Raw genomic sequence first — 22,303 nt, 5'->3', positions numbered from 1 at the left:
GCGCGCGACGCCCCGGCAAGCCGCGCCGGCTGACAGCGCGCGCCGCTTCCGCAAAGATGCGGTCAGGATCGGGATGGAGGGACGCATGGCACGCCGCGTGATGATGGTGACGGGCGGTTCGCGAGGCATCGGCGCGGCGACGGCGGTCCTGGGTGCGCAGCGCGGCTACGATCTGCTGCTGACCTATCGCAGCGAGGTCGCGCGCGCCGAGGCCACCGCCCGTGCCTGCGAGGCGGCGGGCGCGCGCGTCATCCTCATGCAGGGCGATGCGGGATCCGAGAGCGACATCCTCGCTGCCTTCAACCGGATCGACGAGGCCTTCGGCCGCATCGACGTATTGGTGAACAATGCCGGCATCACCGGCCCGCGCCGGCTGCTCGCGGACAGCACGCTCGAGGACTGGGTCTCGGTCTTCACGCCCAATGTCATCGGCGTCGCGCTGCATTGCCGGGAGGCGGTGCGGCGGATGTCGACCAAGCGCGGCGGCAAGGGCGGCGCGATCGTCAATGTCTCCTCTCGCGCGGCCGAGATCGGCGGCGGCGGCGAATGGGTCCATTACGGCGCGAGCAAGGGCGCGGTGGATACGCTGACCGTCGGCCTGGCGCGCGAGGTCGCGGCCGAGGGCATCCGTGTCAACGCCGTCGATCCCGGTCTGATCGAAACCGAGATCCACGCGGCGGCCGGTGCGCCCGACCGCGTGGCGCGCCTGTCCGCCGGCGTGCCGATGGGGCGCGGCGGCACGGCGCAGGAAGTGGCGGAATGCGTCCTCTTCCTCGCCTCGGACGCCGCGTCCTATGTCGCGGCGGCCTGCCTGCCCGTGGGCGGGGGGCGGTAGCTACGCCGCCGTCAGCACCGGCTTCCGCGCCGCGCAGAATTCCTCCACCGCGGCGACGAAGCGGTCGCAATCGGCGTCGGTCGTCGGCAGCATCAGCGCGGCCATGCCGCGGCGGGCCAGGTAGATACCGGCCGCGAGCATGTCGAAGAAGAACAGCTCGCGCATCTGTTCCTCGGCCGGCGCGGCCTTGTAGGGGGCGGTCACCGGGCCGGCGCGGAAATGCGGGTTCAGCATCGACCCCGCGCCGGTGAAGTGCATCGCGAGGCCATGCTTCGCGCAGACCGCGTTGAGCGCCGCGCGCAGCCGCTCCCCGCGCGCGAAATGCGCCTCGGCCGCCGCCTCGTCGAAGATCTCGCCCATCGCCACGCAGCCCGCGGCCATGGACAGCACGTTGTTGTTGAAGGTGCCGGCATGGGGCAGGGCGCCGGGCTTGTGGCCGTCGAACACGGCCATCACGTCGCGCCGCCCGCCGAAGGCACCGAAGGACATCCCGCCCGCCATGTACTTCCCGAAGGTCGTCATGTCGGGCGTGATGCCCATGCGCTGCTGCAGCCCGCCGTAGCCGTGGCGGCTGGTCATCACCTCGTCGAAGATCAGCAGCGCGCCGGTCTCGGCCGTCGCGTCGCGCAGCGCCTGCAGGAATTCGCGCGTCGCGGGGATGCAGCCGCCCGATCCCTGCATCGGCTCGACGATCACCGCGGCCAGCTTGTCGCCGGCCTCGCGGATCGCCGCCGCGGCGCCCGCCGGGTCGTTGTAGTCGGCGAAGCGCATCGGGATCGGCAGGTTCACCGCCGAGACCGGCACGCCGACCGGGAAGGTGAAGACGCCACCGTGGTAGCCGCCGCGGAAGGCCATCACCTCGGTGCGCCCGGTGAAGCCGCGCGCGCCGGCCAGCGCCATGATGTTCGCCTCGGTGCCCGAATTGGTGAAGCGCACCTGCTCGACCGAGGGGAAGCGCCCGCAGATCAGTGCGGCGAGCATCCCTTCCTTCTCGCCCACCGCGGCGAGGTTGATGCCGCGATCCATCGCCGCCTTCACGGCATCGAGGATCCGTTTCTCGGAATGCCCGAACAGTCCCGCGGAATACTCGCCGCAAAGGTCGAGGTATGCGTGCCCGTCCGCGTCCCAGACGGTGGTGCCCTCGCCGCGCACCATGGCGGTGGGGAAGGGCGTGTAGAACAGCACCGTGCGGGTGTTCCCGCCGGGCATGACCTCGCGCGCCTTGGCGTGGATGGCGGCACTCTTCGGGCGGGCGGCGACATAGGTCTCGCGCGCTTCGGCCAGCGCGGCCTCGAGGTCGCTGTTGCGCGGGTCGCGCGGGGCGTCGAGCGGGCTCATGGCGTCCTCCGGCAGGGCAAGGGAGGCTCGCGCCGCCGCCCGGCCGCGTCAACCGCCGGGAAGCCCCGGGATCCGGAGGGCGATCTCGGTCGTCAGCTTGGCCCGGAAGGCGTCCGCATAGGCGCCGGGCGCGGTGGAGGAGCGCAGGAAGCCGGTGACCACATGCTCGCGCAGCCAGTCCTCGATGTCCGCGAGCACGGCCGGGTCTTCCGGCGCCGTCTCGGGGTCGTCGATGGAACTGAAGGCGATGGCATTGATCGTGATCCCCTGGTCGGCGAGGAGCGACCGCGCCCGCGCTGCCAGGACGTGACCCGCCGTCTCGTAGCCATCCGTCGAGATGTCGACGACGCGACGTTCCGGCTCGCAGGGCGCTTCGCCCAGCGCCGCGCCGGCGTGCAGCAGCGCGTCGCCGATGGCGGTGGCCAACGGGTGGCCGAGCCGCCCCGTGGCGCGCAGCGCCGCGGCGAAGCGGCGGCCGTCCTCGGCATGGCGGATCATGGTCCAAGGCAGGCGGGTCGTCGGGACCTGCGCGAAATCCACCGCCGTCACGGCGACGCCGTCCGATGCCTCGAGCCCCGCGACGACGTCGTGATGCTCGAAGGCCGCGGCGGTGCCTTCGCGCTGGGCACGGAAATGGGCCTCGGAGACCGAACCGGAACTGTCCATCAGCAGGACCAGCGCGGCGAGGCAGGCGGGAAGGGGCATGGCACGCATCTCCCTTGGGACCGCAGCCAGGATCGCGCCGGACTTGCCGGCAGGTCCCGAAGGGTGGCCGAAATTGCGCCGAAGACCTGCCAATGGAACGCCAGGCATGGGCCCTGGTTGACGGCCCGGCCATGGCGCCGTCCCATGCGAGCATGCAGACGCGCGGCAGCGACGTGATCGTGGTGGGTGGCGGCCTGGTCGGCGCGGCCATCGCGCACGGCCTGCGCGGCGAAGGGCTCGACACCGTGCTGCTGGACGAAGGCGACATCGCCTTCCGCGCCAGCCGCGGCAATTTCGGCCTGGTCTGGGTGCAGTCGAAGGGGTTCGGCGCGCCCTGGTACCAGCGCTGGACGCGTGGTTCGGCCGGCGAATGGCCGGGCCTGGCCGCCGACCTCGCCGCGCGCACCGGCATCGACACCGCGCTGCAGCAGCCCGGTGGCGTGCATCTCTGCCTCAGCGAGCAGGAATTCGAGGATCGCGGCCGCCGCATGGCGCAGATGCAGGTCGAGGCCGGGAATTTCGGCCTCGAGTACCGCATGATCCGCCGCGACGAACTGGCGGAGATGCTGCCGGGCCTCGGCCCTTCCGTCGTCGGCGCCTCCTGGTCGCCCTATGACGGGCATGCGAGCCCGCTCGCGCTGCTGCAGGCGCTGCACCGCGCCTTCACCGAGGCCGGCGGCGCCTACGTTCCCAACGCCAAGGTCACCGGCGGCACCGCCGCGCCGAACGACTTCCGGGTCGAGACCGCGGCCGGCACCTTCGCCGCGCCACGCATCGTCCTCGCCGCGGGCCTCGGCAATGCCGACCTCGCGCCAGTCTTCGGGCTGAACACGCCGGTGCGCCCGCAGCGTGGCCAGATCCTGGTGACCGAACGCGCCCGCACCGTCCTGCCCATGCCCTGCACGACCATCCGCCAGACGGGGGAGGGCACGATCATGCTCGGCGACAGCATGGAGGAGGTCGGCTTCGACACGCGCCAGTCGCCGCCCGTGATGGCGCAGGTCGCGCAGCGCGCGGCGCTGTCCTTCCCCTGGATCGCCGAACTCAACATCGTCCGCGCGTGGTCGGCGCTGCGCGTCATGGCGCCGGACGGCCTGCCCATCTACGACCAGTCGGAGCGCTTCCCCGGTGCCTTCACGGCCAATTGCCATTCCGGCGTCACGCTCGCGGGCGCCCATGCGCGGCTGCTCGCGCCGATGATCGCGCGCGGCGTGCTCGATCCGGTCCTCGACCCCTTCTCGGCGAAGCGCTTCGATGTTCCGCGCGCGGCCTGAGGTCCGGCCCGCCACGGTGGAGGTCTTCGTCGAAGGCAGCCCCGTCCTGGTGCCGGAGGGCGCGACGGCGGCCGCGGCGGTGCTGCTCGCGGGCCTGCCCGCGATCCGCGAGACGCCGGTCACCGGCAGCCCGCGCCTGCCGCTCTGCCAGATGGGCGTCTGCTTCGACTGCCTCGCCGAGATCGACGGCATCCCGAACCGCCAGGCCTGCATGGTGACGGTCGCCCCGGGCATGCGCATCGCGCGCCAGCACGGCGCGCGGGAGGCGCTGCGATGAGCGACGTCGACCTCGCCATCATCGGCGCCGGACCGGCCGGCATGGCCGCGGCGGTCGAGGCGCGGCTTCAGGGCCTCAGCGTCCTGGTCGTCGACGAGAACGCCGCCCCCGGCGGCCAGGTCTTCCGCGCCGCCGAGGCCTGCGCGCCCGACCCTGCCGTCGGCCCCGACATCATGCCGGGCCTGCCGCTGATCGCGGCCTTCCGGGCCTGCGGCGCCGACTACCGCGCCGCGACGACGCTGTGGCACCTCGACCCGGAGGAAGGCCTCCTGTCGCTCGCCGCCGGAGGGGCGACGGAGACCGTCACCGCGCGGCGCATCCTCCTCGCGACCGGCGCGCAGGAACGCCCGGTGCCGATGCCGGGCTGGACGCTGCCGGGCGTGATGGGGGCGGGCGCGGCGCAGATCCTGCTCAAGACGGCCGGGGCGGTGCCGGCGGGGCCGACCGTGCTGGCGGGGCAGGGGCCGCTGGTCTGGCTGTTGGCGGTGCAACTTGCCCGTGCCGGCGCGTCGCCGCTGGTGCTCGAGACGCGGACGGTGTCCATCGCCGCCGCGCTGGCCAAGGCCGGCGGCGGGCTTTGGGCCGGGCGCGCATTGCTGGCCAAGGGCCTGTCCCTGATGACCGAGGCGCGACGTCGCGGCGTGCGGGTCATCTGCGACGTGCGCGGCCTGCGCGCGGAGGGCGGCACCCGCGTCGAGCGCGTCGTCTGGGATGGCGGCTCAGCCCCCTGCGACACGCTGCTGCTGCATGAGGGGGTGATCCCCTCCACCCATGTCTCGCGCGCCATCGGCCTCGACCACGCCTGGGATGCCGGGCAGGCCTGCTGGCGGCCGGTGACCGACGATGTCGGTGCGACCTCGGCCGCGCGCGTGGCCGTGGCTGGCGACGGGGCCGGGATCGGCGGCTGGCAGGCCGCGGCGGCGGCGGGTCGGCTGGCCGCGCTCGACGCCGCCCGGCGTCTCGGCGCGCTGTCCGAGGACGGGTTCGCGCGGGCGGTTGCGGCCCCGCGCGCCGACCGTCGCGCGGCGCTGGCCCTGCGGCCCTTCCTGGATGCGCTCTATGCCCCGCCGGCGGCCATCCTGACCCCGCCCGACGAGACCGTCGCCTGCCGCTGCGAGGAAGTGACAGCCGGCGCCATCCGCCGGGCGGCGGCCCTGGGCGCGACGGGGCCGAACCAGATGAAGGCCTATCTCCGCTGCGGCATGGGGCCCTGCCAGGGGCGCCTCTGCGCGCCCACGGTCGCGGCCCTGATCGCGGAGGTGCGAGGCCTCGCGCCGGGGGAGGTTCCGCCGCTGCGCCCGCGGGCGCCCTACAAGCCGATCACGGTCGGCATGCTGGCGGCGGGTGCGGAATCCTTGCAACAGCGCGGGCCATAACACTCCGCAGGCGCATCGTATTCTTGGCTTTTCCTCCGCCGCACCCTACGAAAACGGCATGCGCGCTGTCCTTGCCCTGTCGATACTGTCCGCCTCGATCGTCGCCATCCTGCCCGCGCGGGCCCAGGCGACCGGGGCCGATGCCGCCGTCCTCGCAACCGAGGCCGTCTCCCCAGCCGCGATCGGCCGCCTGGCCGAGCGTCTGGCGCGGCTCGAGGAGGATGGCCTCGACCCGCGCTGGTACAACATTCCCGGCGCAGAGCTCGCGGCGAGCGACCCCGCGCGCTACCGGGCCGAGACGATGCGCGCCGCGCAGGCCGCGATGCAGGACCTGTTGCTCGGCCGCGTCGCGCAGATCCGCGGCCGGGTGGACCTGCGCCGGGACCCTGCCTCGGTGCGGCTCGCCGCCTGGGTGAACGACCTCTCTACGGCGTCCGAACCGGCCGACGTCATCGACCGCGCCGCCGTGCTGCCGGCCGATGCGCGGGCGCTGAAGGCGGAACTGGCGCGCTACCGGGCACTCGCGGCCGCCGGTGGCTGGCCGCGCATCACCGGGGACCGCGTTCGCACCCTCGAACCCGGCGCGACGGACCCGGTGCGGGTGCCGCAGCTGCGTGCGCGCCTTGCCTTCGTGGACCCGGCGGTGATGCAGGGCGCATCGGCGACGAGCCCCGTCTATGATGCTCAGCTTCAGGCCGCGGCGCGCGCCTTCCAGGAGCAGGAAGGTCTCGAGGCCGATGGCCGCGTCGGCTCCATCACCTGGACGGCGCTGAACCAGAGCGTCGAGGACAAGATCTCGCAGCTGCGCGTGGCACTCGACATGCGCCGCGGGGCGCCGGCGCCCGCCGCGGAACGGCGCATCGAGGTGAACATCCCGCATTTCCGGCTGCACCTGCTGGAAGGCGACCGGGTGGTGCGCGACATGGCGGTGATCGTCGGCCGGCGCGATCGCCAGACGCCGATGCTCAACGTCCGCATGACCTCGGTGCAGTTCAACCCGCAATGGGGCGTGCCCGAGCGCAACGCGCGCGAGGACCTGCTGCCGCGCCTGCAGCGCAATCCCGCCGCCGTGCAATCCGCCGGCTTCCGACTGTACCAGCGCGTCGAGGGCGAGGTCGTCGAGGTCGATCCTTCGACCGTCGACTTCTCGGCCTACAACCGCAACAACTTTCCCTACTACATCCGCCAGGATGCCGGGGAGCGGAACGCCCTCGGCCGCATCAAGTTCGTGATGCCGAACGGCGACGACATCTACATGCATGACACGCCCGACCGGCACCTGTTCACGCGGGGCCAGCGGGCGTTCTCCTCCGGCTGCATCCGGCTCGAACGGCCCATGGAGTTGCTTTCCGAGGCGCTCTCGGGCACCACGGGGTGGGACAGGACCCGGGTCGACCAGGTCCTGGCCAGCCGCCGCACCGCGAGCACGCCGATCGCACGCTCGATCCCCGTGCGGCTGCACTACACGACCACCATCGTGGAAGGGGGCCGAGTGATCATGCGACAGGACATCTATGGCCTCGATGCCGACTACGCCCGCGCGATGGAACGCGCGCCGGCGCAGCGCGTCGCGGCCGCCGAAGGGGGCGCGCAGCGCGGAACCGCGCTCCGCTGACCCATGGCGAGGCTGTTTCATCCGTTCGCGTGCCCGTGCTGTGCGCCGGGCGCGCCGAACCGGCGTGAGGTCATCAGGGCGGCGCTGGGCGGGCTTGCCGCCCTGGCCGTGACCCCCGCCGCGGTGCAGGCCCAGATGGGCGGCACCCGGGTCGTCCGCATCAAGCGGGTGCAGACCGGCGAATCCTTCGAAGGCGTCTATTGGCGCGACGGCCGTTACGACCGGGATGCGCTGCGGCGCCTCGACGTCGTGCTGCGCGACCCGTCCATGGACGAAACCACGCCGATGGATCCCCGCCTGTTCGACGTGCTGAACGTCGTCGCGACGCGCCTCGATTCCGACGAATCCTTCGAGGTCATCAGCGGCTACCGCGCGCCCGAGACGAATGCCGCCCGCGCGCGGCAGTCGCGGCGCGTCTCCCGCGTGTCGCTGCACATGTCGGGGATGGCCGCGGATGTGCGCCTGCCCGGGCGCCAGGCGATCGCCATCGCGCGGCTGGCGGCGGACATGCAGATCGGCGGCGTCGGGCTCTATCGCCGCGACGGCTTCGTCCACCTCGATTGCGGGCCGGCGCGGCGCTGGTAGGCGCCTAGCGCGCGTTCAGCACCCCGGCGCAGGCCGCGGCCAGTTGCGGCGCCGGGCCCTGGCGCCGCGGCCGCGGGGCGCGTGCCTCGGCCGAGAACCACCAGTCGAGGCTCGCATCGCAGCCATCGCCGGGCGGCGGGGGCGGCGGCGCGCCGGTGCACTCCGCCTGGCCGGCCGGGCAGGGCAGGCGGATATGCATGTGGGAATCGTGCCCCCACCAGGGCCGCACGCGGCGCAGCCAGGGCTCGCCGGCATGACGGCGGCAGAGTTCCCGCTTGATCGCCGCATGGACCAGCAGCCGGTCGATCCCGGGCTGTTCGGCGGCCAGCCGGATCAGCGCCGCATGACGTTCGGTGAAGCGGCGCGGATCGACGCCCGACCCGTCCGGCAACACGAGCGAGGCGGGCTGGATGCCCTCCCGCTGCGCGGTCGGCAGCAGGGGCTTCACGGACAGGTCCAGCCAGATGTCGGCATCGATGCCGATCTGGTGGCTGGCATGGCCGTAGGTCATCGGCCCGCCGCGTGGCTGGGAGATGTCCCCCATCCAGAGGTCGGGAAATCCCGCCGCCCGCGCGCGCTGCGCGAAGGTGGTCAGCCAGGCGACCATCGCCGGATGGCCCCAGTGCCGGTTGCGGCCGGTGTTCACCGCCTGCCAGCCCGGCCCATGATCGGGCAGTTGTACCGCGCCGGCGATGCAGCCGAGCCCCGCGCTGCCGACGATCCGCGCCGGCCCCGGGGCGGGCGTCGGCGCCGCGCCCCAGAGTTCCGCCCGCGTGATCCCCTGCGCCACCGCGGCGCCGGAGAGGATCAACGTAAGAATTGCGCTCAGCGCTGCCTTGCCCATGCCCGATTGCTAGAGCAGATGGCGGCGGGGCGGAAATGCCCGTCATCGTGATTGCGGTCCCGGAGGATCGACTTGGCGCGTTATCTCGTCACCGGCGGCGCCGGCTTCGTCGGCAGCCACGCGGTGCTGGCACTTCTCGATCGCGGGCACGAAGTCGTCGTGCTCGACAACCTCACCCAGGGCCATCGCGCCGCCGTTCCGTCGGCGGCCACGCTCGTCGAGGCGGAACTGGCCGACACCCGGCGCGTCGCGGAGGTCTTCGCCACCTGGCGCTTCGACGCGGTGCTGCATTTCGCCGCCCTGTCGATCGTCGGTGCGAGCATGCGCGAGCCGCTGCACTACATCGCCGAGAATGTCGCGCATTCGCTCCGCCTGGCGGAGGCGGCGATCAAGGCGGGCTGCCTTCGCTTCGTGCTGTCGTCCACGGCCGCGCTGTTCGGCGACCCCGATCGCGTGCCGATCGACGAGGACTGTCGCATCGCCCCGTCGAATCCCTATGGCGACAGCAAGCGGATGGTCGAGGAAGGTCTCGCCTGGGCGGGGCGCATCCACGGCCTGCGATTCGCCACGCTGCGCTACTTCAACGCCGCGGGTTCCGATCCCGCCGGCCGGGCGGGCGAGGACCACGACCCCGAGACGCATCTGGTGCCGCTTGCGATCGATGCCGCGCTCGGTCGCCGTCCGGCGCTGACCATCTTCGGCGACGACTACGCGACGCCGGACGGCACCTGCATCCGCGACTACGTCCATGTCACCGACCTCGCGGAGGCGCACATCGCGGCGCTGGCGCGGCTCGAGACGCATGGCTCCTGCCGGTACAATGTCGGCAGCGGCCACGGCGCCTCGGTCAAGGAGGTGATCGCGGCGGTGGAGCGCGTCGGCGGCCGCGCGGTGCCGCATGCCATGGGCCCACGCCGCGCGGGCGATCCGGCGATCCTCGTCGCCGCGTCGGACCGGCTGCGCGCCGAGACCGGCTGGACGCCGAAGCATGGTTCGCTGGACGAGATCGTCCGCACCGCCTGGGCGTGGCGCGAGGCGCACCCCAAGGGCTACGGCGACCGCGGCTGATCCCAGCGGTCGCAGAAGGCCGCGACATCGCCTGACTGGAATTCCCCGAGGCGCTCCATGATGGCCTCGAAGGGCCAGTCCCACCAGGCGATGCGCTGCAGCCGCGCGGCGATCTCCGCGGGGAAGCGCGCGCGGATCGCGCGCGCCGGCACGCCGCCGACGATGGCATAGGGCGGCACGTCCTTCGCGACCACCGCGCCGGCGGCGAGCACCGCACCATCGCCGACCGAGACACCGGCGAGCACCGTCACCCCGTGCCCGATCCATACATCGTTGCCGATGCGCGTGCGCGCCGCGCGCCGGGCTGCGAAGAAGGCGGCGTCGCGCTGCTTCGTCGCGTCGTAGTATTCCGGGCAGTAGGTGAAGCGGTGCTGCGACGGCCGCTCCATCGGATGGTTCGGCGGGCCGATGCGCACCTGCGCGGCGATGGCGCAGAACTTCCCGATCTCCGCATCCGCGACCTGGCAGTCATGGCCGAGGTACGAGTAGTCGCCGAGCGTCGCGTAGGAGACCGCGCAGCGTTCGAGGATCTCGCAGCGCGCGCCGATCATGGCCTCGCGCAGCTTCGCGCTTGGGTGGATGAAGGTCTCGGCGAGCTTCGGGCGCGGGGCGGGCTGGTCCATGGGCCGGGAATGGGCGCCCGCGGCGCGCCCGGGTCAATGCGGAGGACCCGCGCCGCCATCCGCTGGCGGACGGGTTTCATCCCATCGTCACGGCCGCCTTGCGTCCCCGCCGAGGCGTGCCCATCGTGGGTGGAACGACCCGAGGAGACTTCCATGCCCGCCCCCATTGAGGTCTGGACCTGGCCGACGCCCAACGGCCACAAGGTCCACATCATGCTCGAGGAGATCGGGCTGCCCTACACGATCGTGCCCGTCGCGATCGGCAAGGGCGAGCAGTTCCGCCCCGAGTTCCTCGCGATCACGCCCAACCACCGCATCCCCGCCATCGTCGATCCGGGAGGCCCGGGGGGCGAGCGGTTCAGCCTGTTCGAGAGCGGCGCGATCCTGATCTACCTTGCAGAGAAGGCAGCGTCGGACCTCCTGCCGAAGGATCCGGCGACCCGTTATCGCTGCCTGCAATGGGTGATGTTCCAGATGGGCGGCGTCGGGCCGATGTTCGGCCAGTACAACCACTTCGCGAACTACGCGGCGGAAAAGCTGCCCTACGCCATCGAGCGCTATACGAACGAGGTCGCGCGCCTGCACCGCGTGCTCGACAAGCGGCTCGGCGAAAGCGCCTACCTGGCCGGGCCGGACTATTCGATCGCCGACATCGCGACCTTTCCCTGGATCCGGAACCCGGACCGGCGCAACGTTGATCTCGGTCAATATCCCAACGTCAAGCGCTGGCACGATGCCATCGCCGCCCGCCCCGCCGTGCAGCGCGGCGTCGCGGTCCTGGCGGAGAACCAGCGCCGCGGCACCATGACCGACGCCGAGCGGGAGATCATGTTCGGCAAGACCCAGTTCGCGGTACGCTGACCCGTCCCCGGACCAACACGGACGCCAGGAACCACATGGCCGAGATCGACCATATCGTCATCGGTGCGCGCACGCTCGACGAAGGTGCGCGCTACATCGAGGAACTGCTGGGCGTGAAGCCCTCGAAGGGCGGCGCGCATCCGGGCGTCGGCACGCACAACATGCTGCTGGGCATGGGGGCGAACTGCTACATCGAGGTGATCGCACCGGATCCGGCGCAGCCCGACCCGCCGCATGCGCGGCCCTTCGACCTCGATGACGCATCGCTCAGGACGGCGCTGGAGGCCGAGCCGCGACTGATCGCCTATGTCGCCTCGACGCCGGCCCTCGATGCCGTGGTCGCGCGGCTCGGGCCGTCCCATGCGGGGGAGATCCGCGCCATGACGCGCGGCAACCTGTCGTGGCGCATGGCCTTCCCGCCGCAGCGGCAGGACATGGACAACCTCATCCCGCCGCTCATTCAGTGGGATGGCGAGCGCGCGGCGAAGCACATCAAGGATTCGGGGTGGCGCCTGACGGGGCTCGAGGCCGAACACCCCGACGCGGTAGCGGTCCGCTCCTCCTTGACGGCGCGGGGGCTGGGCGATGCGGTGAAGGTGCGCCAGAGCCCGCACCCGCGGCTGATCGCGCATCTCCGGGGCCGTGACGGGCGTGAAGTGACCCTGACGAGCGCCTGACGGAATCGCGATCACTAACCTTTTCATATCCTGGTGAACTTGCCTGTGTAGACTCGTGCGGCGGCGCAATGCGCCACCGCATGCGAGGAGTGGTATGGCGCCTTCACACGGCCGGACGGTATCGCCAGACGCTGGCCGGCGGGAAGTTCACCGGCGTCCATGCCTCCCGGCGGCCGGTGAGGCCGAGGGCCTTCATCGGCAGGGGCGACGTCACGCAATAGCTGTAGAGCAGGAAGCCACGTCCCGGGGCCACAGCCTCGACGGCAGCGACGAAGCGTCTTTGCTGCTCGATCGGCAGCAGCACCAGGGGGATTCCGCAGATCGCCGTGCCCACCTTGCCGTGCAGCGCGGTCGGCAGGGCTTCCGGCAGGGCGAAGGCATCGCTCGACACGACCGTGACGCCGGGAAGCGTGCGGGCCAGGTGCTCGGCCATGTCGGGCACGATCTCGACCACGACCAGGCGGTCGGGCGGCACGCCTCCCGCAAGCAGGGCGCGCGAGATGGCGCCGGTTCCGGCGCCGAGTTCCACGACGACCTCATCGGCCCCGCGTTCGACCAGCGCCGCGATGCGGCGCCCGAGCGCCGGGGAGGAGGGGACGACCGAACCCATCTGCAGCGGATTGGCGAGCCAGCGGCGGAAGAACAGTGCCGCGCCGCCCGCCGCACCACCTTCCGACCGGTTTCCGAGTATGATGCCCGACATGCCTCTCTCCGTGACGAAATGATGACGATTCAACGGGTTGTCATCCATCCGGTGATAGGTCGCGCATCCCGGGGCGGCCAGTTACCGTTCGGTGGCGCTCACGAGGGACGGTCGCCATGACGGCCCGCATCCTCGTCGTCGACGACGTGCCGGCGAATCTCCGCCTGCTCGAGGCGAAGCTCCGCGCCGAGTATTTCGAGGTCGCGCTGGCGGCGTCCGGGCCGGAGGCGCTCGCCCTGTGCTCCGCCTGGGCCCCCGACGTCGTGCTGCTCGACGTGATGATGCCCGGCATGGACGGCTACGAGGTCTGCCGGCGCCTGAAGTCGCAGACCAACACCGCCCATATCCCCGTGGTGATGGTCACGGCCCTGGTCGAACAGGTCGAGCGCGTCCGCGGTCTCGAGGCAGGGGCCGACGATTTCCTCTCGAAGCCGGTGGACACGGCGCTGCTGCTGGCGCGGCTCCGCGCCCTGCTGCGCGTGAAGCAGGTGCTCGATGCGTGGCGCCTGCGTGCCGACACCGTGCGCGAACTCGGCGTCGAACCGGCCGAGCCGCCCGCCGAGGTGTCGCTCGGGTCACGCCTGCTCTTTGCCGGCGGGGTGCCGGGCGAGGCGGCAGCCGTCGCGGCCGCGCTCGCGCCCGATGGCGTGCTGGTGGAACATGCGCCGGACGAAGCCTCCGCCTGGGAACGCCTGCAGGACGACGAGCACGACCTGGCGCTGCTGAGCCTGCCACTGGCCGGCGGGGATGCGCTGCGGCTCACCTCCCGGCTCCGCGCGCGGACCGAAAGCCGGGACATGCCGCTGGTCATGCTGGCGGCCGAAGAGCAGCGCCAGTCCCTGCTGCGGGCCTTCGATCTCGGCGCCAGCGATCATGTCATGCGCCCGGTGGACGCCCCGGAACTGCGGGCGCGCATCCGCAACCAGCTGCGCCGGCGGCGGTATCAGGAATTGCTGCGCGACAGCCTCGACCGCTCTCTGGAGCTGGCGGTGACCGATCCGCTGACCGGCCTTCGGAACCGGCGGTATGTGCGCCGGCATCTCGACCAGCTGCTGGCCTCGGGTGCGCCGGCGGCCGTGCTGCTGATCGATGTGGACCGTTTCAAGCCGCTGAACGACCGCTACGGCCACGCCGTCGGCGACATCGCCCTGCGGGAGGTCGCGTCGCGGCTGCGCGAGCACCTGCGCGCCGTGGACGTCGTCGCGCGCTACGGGGGCGAGGAGTTCATGGTGGTGATCGCCGCTGCGGGCGAGGAGGAAGTCCTCGCCGTGGCGGAGCGACTGCGCGCGTCGATCGCCGGCGAGCCGGTGACGGCGCCGGGGCTGTCGCTGCCGGTGACGATCAGTGTGGGCGCGGCGGTGTCGGAAGACGGCGATAACCCGGAACAGCTGATCGCTGCGGCCGATGCCGCGCTGTACCGCGCCAAGGATCGCGGTCGTAACCGCGTGGAGAAGGCGGTCCTGGAGGACCGAGGGGCCGAGGCGCGCTGAGGCGGCGCCCCGGCCTTCCAATCACTTGATCTTGGCTTCGCGGAAGACGACGTGCTTGCGCGCGACCGGGTCGTACTTCTTCTTCTCCATCTTGGAGGTCATCGTGCGCGTGTTCTTCTTCGTCACGTAGAAGTAGCCGGTGTCGGCGCTGCTCACGAGGCGGATCAGGATCGTGTTGGACTTGGCCATGACAAAACTCCGTGGCCCGCAGGCCAAGGGGCCCCGGGTGCGAGGGACCGGAAACTAGCGTCCGCCGCGCGCCAGTCAAGCGGAAGCACGGCCTGACGCCGCCGGAATATCCTCAGCGGGGCAGGGCGGCGACAATGGCGAAGGGATCGGCCGCCAGGGCGCGGGCCGCGGCGAGTTCCGACTCGGTCGCATCCCCGGGGGGGCAGGCGGCGCGTAGCCGCTCGGCCTCGGCTTCCCGGACCGGCAGGCGCAGGGCGCGTTCCGCGGCCTGGACCGGCCCCATCGGACGCGCGCCGGCCTGCAGCGCGGCGAGGTTCACGGCGGTCCGCTCCGGCCCGCCGGCGGTGCACAGACCGGGGATCACGCCCACCAACTGCAGCGGCCACCCGGCCGGCATCACGAGGCGCGACCACGAGATCAGCAGTTCCCCGCCATCGGGCAGGGGTATCACGACCTGCACCGTTCCCTTGCCCATGGTGACGGTGCCTGCGACCGCCGCCCGTCCGCGATCGCCCAGGGCCGCGGCCAGGATCTCGGCGGAGGAGGCCGTGCGGCCGTCCACCAGGGTGACCACCGGCAGGCCGTCTGTGATGTCGGGACCGGTCGTGACGTAGATGCGGCTGGCGTCGGGGTGCCGGCCGATGGTGCGGAACGCCTCCCCTTCGCCGAGGAAGATGTCGGCCACGGCCGCGGCCTGGGAGAGCAATCCGCCGCGATTGCCCCGCAGGTCGAGCACGACCCCGCGGGGCCGTCCCTGGGCGATGGCGCCGAGCAGCGCCGCGGCGACCTGCCGATCGGTCTGCGCCGAGAAGGTGGGGATGCGGATCACCAGGATGTCGTCCCGCCGCTCCGATGTCACCGGCGAGCCCATCGGGAGGGTCCGCACCAGCCGCACTTCCTTCCGCGTGCGGCCCTGCTGGACCAGCAGCTGCACTTCGGAGCCCGCCGGACCTTCCAGGAGTCCCGCCGCGACGCCCGGGTCGCGCGTGCGCAGCGCCTGGCCATCGATCGCGAGCACCCGGTCCCCGATGCGCAGCCCCGCCCGCGCGGCAGGACCGCTGGAGGACACGGCCGCGATGACGGCGCCCGCGCCGCGGCCGGGCGCGAGGCGCAGGCCGAGTCCCGCCTCGCCGGTGCGGCGCTCGCGCGCGGCCTGCGCTTCCTCCGGCGTGATGTAGCGGCTGAAGGGATCGAGATGCGCGAAGATCCCCTCGAAACTCTCGGCGATGAGTCGCGGGGCGCCGGCGCGGCGCAACAGTTGCGACTGCGCCCAGGCCGCTTCCTGGAAGCGCGTCAGATCGTCCGCCGCCGCGCCGCCGGCGCGCGCCGGGCCATCCGGTCCGTTCATCGCCGGCGCGGTGCGAGTCAGCAGCGCGCGGCCGCTGACGGCCAGGGTGACGTCCCGGCCGGACCGTCGCAACGACAGCGACGGGTCGATATCCGTCAGGCCCGCCAGCGCCCAGACGATGAGATCCGCCGGCGATGCGGCCTCGAGGTGGCGTTCCAGGATCGCGGCGAAGCCGGTGCCGAGGACGAGGCGCATTTCCTCGCGCGGGTAGGGGGCGATGCGGACGGCTTCCTGCGCGGCCGCGAGGCCGGGGAGCAGGAAGACGAGGATCAGTGCCGCCGCTCGCGCTGCCGCCCCTTGGGCGCCGGACGGCCGCGACCGCGGGCGGGCAGCCCCTGCATGATGTGGAACACCATGCCGCCGGTGCGCGGCGTGGCCTCCGCAAGCCTGGCCTCCACCGCCTGGCCCAGGCTGAAGGTCAGTCGTGTCCTGCGACCGGCCAGCATCTGCGTGGCCTCGTCCAAGTCCCATCTGTCGTCCGGTAGAGAACCGAGTGGGACGATCCCGCTCGCCCCGTTCTCTTCCAGCGTGACGAAGAGACCGAAGCGAGTCACCCCGGAAATGCGCGCTTCGAACGACTCTCCGACTCGTTGTGCCATAAAGGCCGCGAGGTAGCGGTCGACGGCGTCGCGCTCCGCCGCCGCGGCACGTCGTTCGGTTGCCGTGATGTGCTCCGCGGTGTCCGGAAAGCGGGCGGCTTCCGTCTCGTGCAGCCCGTCCGGGCCGAGCTTCAGTCCGCGGATCAGCGCGCGATGCACCAGCAGATCGGCATAGCGGCGGATCGGCGAGGTGAAATGCGCGTAGCGCGCGAGTGCCAGGCCGAAATGACCGATGTTGTCGGGCGAATAGGCCGCCTGGGACTGGCCGCGCAGGACGGCCTCGTTGACCAGGCGTTCCTCCGGCGTGCCACGGACCTTGTCCAGCACGCGGGCGAAGTCGCGCGGATGCAGGTTGCCGCCCGGGGGCAGGGTGATCTCGAAGGTCGCGAGGAACTGCCGCAGCCCTTCGAGCTTCTGGTCCGACGGGCGGTCGTGGACGCGGTACATGCAGGGCTGGATGAGGCGCTCGAGTTCCTCCGCCGCGCAGACATTCGCGGCGACCATGAACTCCTCGATCAGCCGGTGCGAATCGAGTCGCGCCCGCGGCACCACGGCCGTGACGCGGCCCTGCTTGTCGAGGACCACCCGGCGCTCGGGCATGTCGAGGTCCAGCGTGCCGCGCTTCTCCCGCGCCGCCAGCAGCGCGCGGAAGGCGCCGTAGAGCCGCGCGACATGGCCGGAGGCGAGCGACGCCGGGTCGGTTCCGGCATCGGCGGCCTCCTGCACCTGCTCGTAGGTCAGGCGGGCGGCGGAGCGCATCAGGCCGCGGCCGAAGGCGTGGGCGTGCTTCCGGCCCTGCGCGTCGAAGCGCATCTCGACATAGAGGCAGCCGCGTTCCTCGTTCGGACGCAGGCTGCACCAGCCGTTGGACAGCGCCTCGGGCAGCATCGGCACGACGCGATCGGGGAAATAGACGGAATTGCCGCGCGCCCAGGCCTCGCGATCGAGATGGCTGCCGGGCGTGACGTAATGCGCGACGTCCGCGATGGCGACGAGGACGCGCCAGCCATCGCCGTCCGGTTCGGCGAAGACGGCGTCGTCGAAGTCGCGCGCATCCTCCCCGTCGATCGTCACCAGCGGGATGTCGCGCAGGTCGGTGCGGCCGCGCGCGGCGACGGCGCGCGCCTTCTCGGCCTGCTGCACGGCCTCGGCCGGGAAGATGTCGGGGATGCCATGGGCGTGGATGCACACCAGCGAGACCGAGCGCGGTTCCCCCATGACGCCGAGGCGTTCGGTGATGCGCGCGGGCTTGGGGCCGAGGTGGCGGGTGGAGGGCAGGGGCTCGGCGAAGACGATCTCGCCGGGTTTCGCGCCGTTCTCCTCGCCGGGCGGCACCTGCCAGATGCCCTTCTGGCGGCGGTCGGTGGGGATGATGCGGCCATCCTCGAAGACGCCGAGGATGCGCGCCGGCGCCGCACCGCCGATGCGCTTGAAGGTGCGGCCTTCGTACTTGCCCGGACCGATCGGCCTGAGACGCGCGAGCACGCGTTCCCCGGCGGTCAGCGCCGGATGCCCATTGGGTTCGGGGCGCATGTAGATGACGGGCGGGCGGCCCTCGCCCTGCCAGGCGACGGGCCGCGCGATCGGGTCGCCGTCGGGGTCGGTGCCGGTGACCTCGACGGGGGCGATCTCGGGCAGGCGTGTCGGATGGATGACGGCGCGCTTGCCGGCCGGCGCGGAGCCGCCCTCGGCGGCGAGGTCGCGCATCAGCGCGCGCAGCGCAGGCCGCTGGTCCGAGGTCAGGCCGAAATGCCGCGCGATGTCGGATTTGGTGACGCGCCCGGATGCCGAGGCGAGGAAGGTGCGGAGTTCGGCCTTGCTTGGCAACGCGGCAGGTTCGTCGCTGCGTGCGGCGGCGCGGCGCTTCGCGCTGGCGCGCGGGCCGGCGGCGGACTTGGCCACGGCGCGGTGCGGCTTGGCCGGGGCCTTGGCGACGCGGGCGGGACCCTCGACTGCGTCCCGGCCGGGCGTGGCGTCCTCGGCGTGGCGCGGCGTGCCCCTGCCGGCGGACGGGGCGGCGCCCGGCTTGCGGGCGCGGGCCTTGTGGCCCTTCACGGGCGGCCCGCGCCGGGGCATCAGCGGGGGGACTTCCCGGCGCGCGGCGCCGCCTTGGCCTTGGCGGCGGGCTTTTTCGCGGCCGCCTTGCGGGCCGGTGTCTTCGCCGCGGTCGGCTTGCGCGCGGCCTTGGCGTCGCCGTCCGTCGCCTTGCGCGCGGCCGGCTTCGCTGCGGCGGCCTTGCGCCCGGCGGCGCCGCGCGGCTTCAGCGCCTTCCCCTTCTCCTCGAGCAGCGCGATGGCGTCCTCGAGGCTGATGTCTTCCATCGCCACGTCGCGCGGCAGGTTCGCAACCGTCTTGCCGTGCTGGGCATAGGGCCCGAAGCGGCCCTTGCGGACCACGACCGGTTCCTTGTCCTTCGGATGCGGTCCGAGTTCGCGCACCCGCGACCGCGCATCGGCGAGCAGCGCCAGCGCGCGGTTCATGCCGACCGTCAGCACGTCGTCGTCCTTGTCGAGCGACTTGAACACCGATCCGCAGCGGACATACGGGCCGAAGCGGCCGAGGCCCGCGGTGATCTCCTCGCCCGTTTCCGGATCGACGCCAATGATCCGCGGCAGGGACAGCAGGCCCAGCGCCTGGTCGAGCGAGACGGAATCCGGGGAGACGCCGTTCGGCAGGCTGGTCCGCTTGGGCTTGGTCGGCTTGCCCTTGGCATCCGTCCCGGGCTCGCCGAGCTGGATGTAGAAGCCGTAGGGCCCGCGCTTGAGCGTGACCTTCTGCCCTGTCGCCGGATCCTCGCCGAGCTCCTGGTCGCCGCCCGCGGCCTCGGCATTGCCGGAATCCACGCCGAAGGGCCGCGTGTAGCGGCATTCGGGGTAGTTCGAGCAGCCGATGAAGGCCCCGGTGCGCCCGAGCCGCAGGCCCAGGCGCCCGTTGCCGCAGGTCGGGCAGAGCCGCGGGTCGGTGCCGTCGGCACGCTCGGGGAAGATGTGCGGGCCGAGGTCCTCGTCCAGCGCGTCGATGACGTCGCGGATCTTGAGATCCTTGGTCGCCTCGACCGCGGCCGAGAAATCCTTCCAGAAGGCCCGCATCACCGCGCGCCAATCGGTCTGGCCGGCGGAGATCTCGTCGAGTTTCTCCTCCATCGCGGAGGTGAAGCCCGTGTCCACGTAGCGTTCGAAGAAGCGGACCAGGAAGGTCGTGACCATCCGCCCGAGGTCCTGCGCGATGAAGCGCCGCTTCTCGAGCGTCACGTATTTCAGGTCCTGCAGCCGTTGCAGGATCGAGGCGTAGGTCGAGGGCCGGCCGATGCCGAGTTCCTCGAGCCGCTTGACCAGGGATGCTTCCGAATACCGTGGCGGCGGTTGGGTGAAGTGCTGGCTCGCCGTGACGTCGCCGCGCTTGAGCGGGTCCCGCTCCTTCATGGGCGGGAGGAGACGACTGTCCTCGTCCTCGGTCGGTTCGGCGGGCTTGAGGCCGGCGCGCAGGTCGGCGGCGCGGTCGTCCTCGTCCTCCCGGTACAGCTTCAGGAAGCCGTCGAAGGCGACGACCGAGCCGGTGGCGCGGAAGCGGATCTTCCCATCGGCCGAGGTGATGTCGACCGCGGTCTGGTCGAGCTCGGCCGCGGCCATCTGGGACGCGACGGCGCGCTTCCAGATGAGTTCGTAGAGCCGCGCCTGCGCGCCTTCCAACTCGCCCTGCATGCTCTCGGGCGAGCGGGTCACGTCGGTCGGGCGGATCGCCTCGTGCGCTTCCTGGGCGTTCTTCGCCTTGGTCTGGTACTCGCGCGGGGCGGGCGGCAGGTAGTCGGCCCCGAAGGCGTCCTTCACATGGTCGCGGATGGCGAACATCGCCTCCCGCGCCATCGAGACGCCGTCCGTCCGCATGTAGGTGATGTGCCCGGCCTCATAGAGCTGCTGGGCGGTGCGCATGGTCTGCTGCGCGCCCATGCCGAGCTTGCGGCTGGCTTCCATCTGCAGCGTCGAGGTCATGAAGGGCGGCGGCGGGTTGCGCCGGACGCGCTTCTTCTCGACCGAGGCGACGGCGTAGGTCCCGCCTTCGGCCAACGCCTTGGCGCGCTGCGCCGTCGCCGCGTCCGGCAGGTCGAACTGCTCGAGCTTCTTGCCGTCCAGATGCGTCAGCCGCGCCGTGAAGGGCGCGCCGGCCGGCGTCTGGAACTTCGCTTCCAGCGTCCAGTATTCGCGGGCCTTGAAGGCCTCGATCTCGGCCTCGCGCTCGCAGATCAGGCGCAGCGCGACCGACTGCACGCGGCCCGCGGACCGGCTGCCCGGCAGCTTGCGCCACAGCAGGGGCGAGAGGGTGTAGCCCACCAGGTAGTCGAGCGCGCGGCGCGCCAGGTAGGCATCGATCAGCGGCACGTCGAGGTCGCGCGGATGGGCGACCGCGTGCTGCACCGCGCGCTTGGTGATCTCGTTGAAGGTGATGCGGCGGACGTCCTTGCCCTTCAGCGCCCCGCGGCTGCCGAGCATGTCCTTGACGTGCCAGGAGATCGCCTCGCCCTCGCGATCCGGGTCGGTGGCGAGGAAGAGGCGCTTCGCGCCCTTCAGCGCGGTGGCGATCTTGGCGACCTGCGCCTCGCCGCGTCCGTCCTTGCCCCAGACCATGGCGAAGTCCTGGTCGGGCAGGACGGCGCCGTCCTTCTCCTCCAGGTCGCGGACATGGCCGAAGGAGGCGAGCACGGTGAAATCCCGCCCGAGATACTTCTCGATCGTCTTGGCCTTGGCCGGGGATTCGACGACGACGACGTCCGACATTGGATTGAGGATCACCCGTTCGCAGATCGCATGACGCGATGGCCCGGCAGCAGTTCCACCCGGCCTTCGAGCTCCAGATCCGTCAGCACGGCCTGGAGTTCGGGGGCAGTCAGGTGGCAGCGCCGCAGCACCTCGTCAACCGATACTGGCGACAATCCAATCAATTCAATGATTTCGGCGGCCCCTTCCGGGGGCGGGCCGAGCGGGTCCGGGGCGGTTTCCGGGCTTTCCGGCCCCCGGGGGGCCATCCGGGCGGGGTCGAAGAGGGGGGCTTCGCGGGGGGCGTCGGGGAGGTGTTCCAGGACGTCCTCGGCGGTCTCGGTCAGGTGCGCGCCCTGGCGCAGCAGGTCGTTCGAGCCCCGGCAGCGCGGGTCGAGCGGGCTGCCGGGGACGGCGAAGACCTCCCGCCCATGCTCGAGTGCGAGCCGCGCGGTGATCAGCGTGCCGGACCGGTGCGCGGCCTCCACCACCACCACGCCGAGCGACAGCCCGGCGACGATCCGGTTGCGCTTCGGGAAGTGGCGGTTCAGCGGCGCGGTGCCGAGAGGCGTCTCGCTGACCACCGCGCCGCGATCGGCGATGCGCGCGACGAGCGCGGCATTCTCGGGCGGGTAGGGGACGTCCACGCCGCCGGGCAGCACGGCGATGGTCCCGCCGCTCCGCAGCGCGCCGTCGTGCGCGGCGGTGTCGATGCCGCGGGCGAGGCCCGACACGACCGTCAGGCCCTTGGCGGCCAGGGCTTCCGATAGTTCCTCCGCCACGCGTCGACCGGCGGAGGATGCGTTGCGCGCGCCGACCACGGCGACCGCCGGTGCGGCGAGCAATGAGGCATCGCCGAGCACCGCCAGCACCGGCGGCGCATCGGGCAGCAGCGCCAAGAGCGGCGGGTAGAGCGGGTCATCGAGGAAGACGAAACGACCACCGAGGCGGGCCAGCGCGGTCATCTCGCGCTTCGCATCCGCCTCGGCACAGGCCTCGAGCCCCCGGTTCAGGGACGGCAGGGCTGCCAAGGCCGCGGTGCCGTCCCGGTGCCGCGCCATCAGGCGCCGGAAGGTCATCGGACCGACGCCATCCGTGCGCGCCAGGCGCAGCATGGCGAGGACGTCGCGCGTCATCGCGGTTCG

The 22,303-nt window shown here is 72.2% G+C and carries 20 protein-coding genes; 10 read left to right on the top strand and 10 right to left on the bottom strand.

The window, feature by feature from the left end:
• Nucleotides 1-85 precede the first annotated feature (85 nt).
• Nucleotides 86-835: an SDR family oxidoreductase gene (locus GWK16_RS00245; RefSeq protein ID WP_248291065.1), complete on the top strand. Its 750-nt coding sequence runs from the start codon at nt 86-88 to the stop codon at nt 833-835.
• Here the strand turns inward: GWK16_RS00245 and GWK16_RS00240 are convergent, their stop codons facing one another.
• Together GWK16_RS00240 and GWK16_RS00235 are read right to left on the bottom strand one after the other, a co-directional pair.
• Nucleotides 836-2,173, bottom strand: a complete 1,338-nt coding sequence (locus GWK16_RS00240) for an aspartate aminotransferase family protein (protein ID WP_170051978.1) — start codon at nt 2,171-2,173, stop codon at nt 836-838.
• A 48-nt stretch (nt 2,174-2,221) separates the two neighbouring features.
• The gene (locus GWK16_RS00235; RefSeq protein ID WP_170051977.1) at nt 2,222-2,878 is read right to left on the bottom strand and encodes a DUF1194 domain-containing protein; all 657 of its coding nucleotides are present in this window, start codon (nt 2,876-2,878) and stop codon (nt 2,222-2,224) included.
• A gap of 92 nt (nt 2,879-2,970) precedes the next feature.
• Between GWK16_RS00235 and GWK16_RS00230 the strand changes: the two genes are divergently transcribed.
• The 5 genes from GWK16_RS00230 to GWK16_RS00210 all read left to right on the top strand — a co-directional run bounded on the left by GWK16_RS00230 (nt 2,971) and on the right by GWK16_RS00210 (nt 8,005).
• Nucleotides 2,971-4,152 (top strand): NAD(P)/FAD-dependent oxidoreductase, encoded by a 1,182-nt coding sequence (locus GWK16_RS00230; RefSeq protein ID WP_248291064.1) that lies wholly within the window; start codon nt 2,971-2,973, stop codon nt 4,150-4,152.
• Nucleotides 4,133-4,429: a (2Fe-2S)-binding protein gene (locus GWK16_RS00225; protein ID WP_170051976.1), complete on the top strand. Its 297-nt coding sequence runs from the start codon at nt 4,133-4,135 to the stop codon at nt 4,427-4,429. The genes GWK16_RS00230 and GWK16_RS00225 overlap by 20 nt, the downstream gene beginning before the upstream one ends.
• Nucleotides 4,426-5,805, top strand: coding sequence for an FAD/NAD(P)-dependent oxidoreductase (locus tag GWK16_RS00220; RefSeq protein ID WP_170051975.1), 1,380 nt, complete (start codon nt 4,426-4,428; stop codon nt 5,803-5,805). The genes GWK16_RS00225 and GWK16_RS00220 overlap by 4 nt, the downstream gene beginning before the upstream one ends.
• 58 nt (nt 5,806-5,863) lie before the next feature.
• The gene (locus tag GWK16_RS00215; RefSeq protein WP_170051974.1) at nt 5,864-7,420 is read left to right on the top strand and encodes a L,D-transpeptidase family protein; all 1,557 of its coding nucleotides are present in this window, start codon (nt 5,864-5,866) and stop codon (nt 7,418-7,420) included.
• A gap of 108 nt (nt 7,421-7,528) precedes the next feature.
• Nucleotides 7,529-8,005 carry a DUF882 domain-containing protein gene (locus GWK16_RS00210; protein ID WP_338144360.1) on the top strand — a complete coding sequence of 159 codons (477 nt, stop codon included), beginning with the start codon at nt 7,529-7,531 and terminating at the stop codon, nt 8,003-8,005.
• 4 nt (nt 8,006-8,009) lie between these two features.
• Here GWK16_RS00210 and mepA read toward each other — a convergent pair whose 3' ends face one another.
• The gene (mepA, locus tag GWK16_RS00205; RefSeq protein WP_170051972.1) at nt 8,010-8,849 is read right to left on the bottom strand and encodes a penicillin-insensitive murein endopeptidase; all 840 of its coding nucleotides are present in this window, start codon (nt 8,847-8,849) and stop codon (nt 8,010-8,012) included.
• Between the two features lie 72 nt (nt 8,850-8,921).
• On the opposite strand from mepA, the gene galE reads away from it, so the two are divergent.
• On the top strand, nt 8,922-9,917 hold the full coding sequence (gene galE / locus GWK16_RS00200) for a UDP-glucose 4-epimerase GalE (protein ID WP_170051971.1): 996 nt from the start codon (nt 8,922-8,924) through the stop codon (nt 9,915-9,917).
• On the opposite strand, the gene GWK16_RS00195 is transcribed toward galE, so the two are convergent.
• On the bottom strand, nt 9,899-10,540 hold the full coding sequence (locus tag GWK16_RS00195; protein WP_170051970.1) for a DapH/DapD/GlmU-related protein: 642 nt from the start codon (nt 10,538-10,540) through the stop codon (nt 9,899-9,901). The two genes, galE and GWK16_RS00195, sit on opposite strands and share 19 nt — an antisense overlap.
• Before the next feature lie 153 nt (nt 10,541-10,693).
• On the opposite strand from GWK16_RS00195, the gene GWK16_RS00190 reads away from it, so the two are divergent.
• Together GWK16_RS00190 and GWK16_RS00185 are read left to right on the top strand one after the other, a co-directional pair.
• Nucleotides 10,694-11,401, top strand: a complete 708-nt coding sequence (locus GWK16_RS00190) for a glutathione S-transferase family protein (protein ID WP_170051969.1) — start codon at nt 10,694-10,696, stop codon at nt 11,399-11,401.
• Between the two features lie 35 nt (nt 11,402-11,436).
• Nucleotides 11,437-12,078, top strand: a complete 642-nt coding sequence (locus GWK16_RS00185) for a VOC family protein (protein ID WP_170051968.1) — start codon at nt 11,437-11,439, stop codon at nt 12,076-12,078.
• 103 nt (nt 12,079-12,181) lie between these two features.
• Here GWK16_RS00185 and GWK16_RS00180 read toward each other — a convergent pair whose 3' ends face one another.
• Nucleotides 12,182-12,781, bottom strand: coding sequence for a class I SAM-dependent methyltransferase (locus tag GWK16_RS00180; protein ID WP_170051967.1), 600 nt, complete (start codon nt 12,779-12,781; stop codon nt 12,182-12,184).
• Between the two features lie 116 nt (nt 12,782-12,897).
• Between GWK16_RS00180 and GWK16_RS00175 the strand changes: the two genes are divergently transcribed.
• On the top strand, nt 12,898-14,271 hold the full coding sequence (locus tag GWK16_RS00175; protein WP_170051966.1) for a PleD family two-component system response regulator: 1,374 nt from the start codon (nt 12,898-12,900) through the stop codon (nt 14,269-14,271).
• 21 nt (nt 14,272-14,292) lie between these two features.
• Here the strand turns inward: GWK16_RS00175 and rpmG are convergent, their stop codons facing one another.
• The 5 genes from rpmG to dprA form a co-directional block, all read right to left on the bottom strand.
• On the bottom strand, nt 14,293-14,460 hold the full coding sequence (rpmG, locus tag GWK16_RS00170) for a 50S ribosomal protein L33 (RefSeq protein WP_168041378.1): 168 nt from the start codon (nt 14,458-14,460) through the stop codon (nt 14,293-14,295).
• A 112-nt stretch (nt 14,461-14,572) separates the two neighbouring features.
• The gene (locus GWK16_RS00165; protein WP_170051965.1) at nt 14,573-16,003 is read right to left on the bottom strand and encodes a S41 family peptidase; all 1,431 of its coding nucleotides are present in this window, start codon (nt 16,001-16,003) and stop codon (nt 14,573-14,575) included.
• A gap of 74 nt (nt 16,004-16,077) precedes the next feature.
• Complete coding sequence (rnr, locus tag GWK16_RS00160; protein WP_170051964.1) at nt 16,078-18,483, bottom strand: ribonuclease R; 2,406 nt, start codon at nt 18,481-18,483, stop codon at nt 16,078-16,080.
• Nucleotides 18,483-21,179, bottom strand: a complete 2,697-nt coding sequence (gene topA, locus GWK16_RS00155) for a type I DNA topoisomerase (RefSeq protein WP_170052836.1) — start codon at nt 21,177-21,179, stop codon at nt 18,483-18,485. The genes rnr and topA overlap by 1 nt, the downstream gene beginning before the upstream one ends.
• A gap of 11 nt (nt 21,180-21,190) precedes the next feature.
• Nucleotides 21,191-22,294 carry a DNA-processing protein DprA gene (gene dprA / locus GWK16_RS00150; RefSeq protein WP_170051963.1) on the bottom strand — a complete coding sequence of 368 codons (1,104 nt, stop codon included), beginning with the start codon at nt 22,292-22,294 and terminating at the stop codon, nt 21,191-21,193.
• Between the last annotated feature and the right edge of the window lie 9 nt (nt 22,295-22,303).

This window comes from Neoroseomonas marina (assembly GCF_012927745.1).
Classification (GTDB): domain Bacteria; phylum Pseudomonadota; class Alphaproteobacteria; order Acetobacterales; family Acetobacteraceae; genus Neoroseomonas; species Neoroseomonas marina.
This window is presented reverse-complemented; position numbering and strand designations above follow the sequence as displayed.